Here is a 3047-nt window from a genome sequence, read left to right on the forward strand (position 1 = left end):
AGTAACTTTCGAGCACAAACTTTTTGTCATCGACCAAATCAATAATGGTCAAATTTCTGCTAACTTTGCCTCCAAGAAGTATCAAATTTCTAGAGCAACAATACACTATTGGATGAAAAAATTAAGCAACTACACCAACCAAAAAACATTCGTCTCTAAAGACGATGAAATCCGAAAACTTAAACTTAAAATTTCTGATCTTGAGGGAATTAAATACTTCCAACAAGACGTAATTATTGAGTTTGAAAAAATTACTGGGGAGGAACTTTCAAAAAAGTTATTGCCCGAGTCATTGTCAGATCCCATTCAAAGAAGAAAGAAACGTCTTTTAAAATGAATTGGGTTTTCCAGTCGCTCGGGTTATCAAAACAAGCGTATTACCAGCAACTTAAACGAGATAAAGCTAGAAGTATAGAAAAAGATAAAATCATCGAATGGGTCATCGAATATCGAAAAATTTTACCCAAAACAGGAACAACAAAATTATACCAATATTTACAACCAAAAATGATACAAGCCAAGATAAAAATGGGACGTGATGCTGTAAATATTTTACTTCGATCTCGTGGAATGCTAATCAAAAAAACCAAGCGATATTTCATCACAACCGACTCGAAACATTTCTATTACAAATCACCTAACTTATTGACTGGATTGAAAATAACCCACAGCGAACAGGTTTTTGTAAACGACATAACTTATATCAAAACCGATTCGGGTCATGCTTATTTGGCCCTGGTTACTGATGCCTATTCTAGGAAAATAATGGGTTGGAGTTTGCAAGACAATATGAAAGTTTCAATGGTTAAAGATGCCTTGAATATGGCTTACAAAAATTGCGTTTTCAACCACAAGAACATCATTCATCATTCCGATAGAGGTATTCAATATTGTTGCCCAGATTACTCTCAATTTGCAGAAAATAAAGGGTTTATACTCAGCACAACCCAACAATATGACCCATACGAAAACGCTATTGCGGAACGAATTAACGGCATTTTAAAATACGAATTTGGTCTTCGAAACACCATAAAATCAATCGAAATTGCTCAAAAAATGGTCGCACAAGCAGTAGATTTGTACAATAATTTAAGAATGCACTGGAGTTTGGATTTTAAAAAACCACAAGAAGTTCATTTACAATACAATAAACAAGAAAATAAAAATTACAAACGAATCAAAACCCCTGCTTTAGCGTCGTAGGAATGTTGATAAGTTTTTAAAACCCGAGGGGAATTTTTTAAAAAACTTATCAATGTTCCGGCAATTAAGTTTAAATTTGAAATAAATAATAACCCTAAAAAAGAGTCAACGTATTTTAGTACATGACATTGCTTATCAGAACAGAAAAGGAAAAAAATTAGAAGTACGGAAAGAAATTGAGCATTTGGGCTTTGACTATTCAAAAACTAGTAGAAATACAGAAGACTTTTTTAAAAGACTAATTGAAGATATAACAAAAGAAAATCTTGATAAAACAAGGTGGCGAATTAAAATGCTAAAACAAATAAAAAAACAAGAACGGTTTAGCGACGAAATGAAAAAAGAAATCGAAGAATATTGGGAACTTCAATTCGATGAAAAATTTATTTGGGGTGTTATGCACGAAAAATATAGCGATAGAACAGATGAGTGGAAACTTCATAGAGAAAGGCAAGGTCAATGGTATCCTATAAAATCTGAAAATGGCGAATTTATGAGATTGCATTTTTGGACAAAAACAAGGTTGAAAAGTGTAAAAGCTTGGAAAGAGATTATACACAAATTTGACAAAACTGAATTAGAAGAATTACGAAAATGCGGTTTTCCTGTATAAAAGCACAATCGCACAACAGCGGTTTGGCGCAATTGGGGTTTTAGGCAAACTTTAAAGTTGGTTTTGTACTTGGAAGTTCGGTCTTTAATTTATACATTTGGCTAACCAAGTCCCCAACTGACGCCAAGCCACGAGACGTTAACTGCTATTATCGAATCACGAACGTATAAAATCGAATCAAATCGAATCATTTTAAAAAATATTTTTATATTTGCAAAATGGAAAACAATGTATTTAACTTCAAAATTGACATAGATTGGAAATTGATTAACATAATTAGTCAAATTGACAGATTCGATGCGTCTTGGACAACTATCGAAAAAAAAGAAGGTCAGAGTCTAAAACAACTAAAATCAATAGCGACAGTTAGAAGTGTTGGAGCATCTACAAGAATAGAAGGCTCAAAAATGAGCGATGAAGAAGTTACAGTTTTGCTTGAAAAAATAGATATTGCGAAATTAGAAGACAGAGATTCCCAAGAAGTAGTTGGATATTTTAAGGCTTTCGACATAATTTCTGAATCTTATAAAGATATTGAAATTTCAGAAAATTCTATAAAAAACTTGCACAATATCTTAATGAAGCATAACAAAAAAGATGATTGGCACAAAGGAAAATATAAACAACATAGTAATGCAGTCGAAGCAAATTTTCCAGATGGAACAAAACAAATAGTTTTCAAAACCACTGAGGCTGGATTTGCAACTGAAAATGCAATGGAGAATCTTATAAATTGGTACAATAATGATTCAACAACGCATCCGCTCGTAAAATGTTCTTTGTTTACTTACGAATTTTTGAGTATTCACCCATTTCAAGACGGAAACGGAAGATTAAGTAGATTAATTTCATCACTTTTACTATTAAAAAATGGATATAACTGGATTCAGTATGTAAGTTTTGAGCACGAAATAGAAGATAGAAAGTCTGAATATTATCGAGTTTTAATGAGTTGTCAAAGCCAAAGACCAAATGAAAACGTAAGTGAATGGGGAAATTTCTTTTTCGATGCACTGAAAAATATTCAAGAGCAATTAATGCAAAAACTTGAACAAAGTGGTGTTGAAATTAAATTATCTCCAAGAGAAAAATCAATTTTAACTTTCATTGGAAATAATGCAGGTTGTAAATCTGGAGAAATCGCTAAAAAACTTGGAATACCAAGTCCAACAATCAAAAGAATATTACCAGATTTAATAGAAAAAAACTTAATCGAAAAACACGGAAATGG

The 3047-nt window shown here is 32.1% G+C and carries 4 protein-coding genes; all 4 read left to right on the plus strand.

Features of this window, described 5'->3' with window-relative positions; genetic code table 11:
* A partial coding sequence (locus RMO83_RS13690; protein WP_310560260.1) for a DNA-binding protein occupies positions 1 to 337 on the plus strand: 337 nt, incomplete at its 5' end.
* Entirely contained in the window at positions 334 to 1203 is an 870-nt protein-coding gene (locus RMO83_RS13695; protein ID WP_310560261.1) for an IS3 family transposase, read from the plus strand. The genes RMO83_RS13690 and RMO83_RS13695, both read left to right, overlap by 4 nt.
* A gap of 292 nt (positions 1204 to 1495) precedes the next feature.
* Positions 1496 to 1816: a hypothetical protein gene (locus RMO83_RS13700; protein WP_310560262.1), complete on the plus strand. Its 321-nt coding sequence runs from the start codon at positions 1496 to 1498 to the stop codon at positions 1814 to 1816.
* Between the two features lie 218 nt (positions 1817 to 2034).
* A partial coding sequence (locus tag RMO83_RS13705) for a Fic family protein (RefSeq protein ID WP_310560263.1) occupies positions 2035 to 3047 on the plus strand: 1013 nt, incomplete at its 3' end.

It is taken from the genome of Flavobacterium sp., assembly GCF_031423415.1.
In the GTDB taxonomy this organism is placed as follows: domain Bacteria; phylum Bacteroidota; class Bacteroidia; order Flavobacteriales; family Flavobacteriaceae; genus Flavobacterium.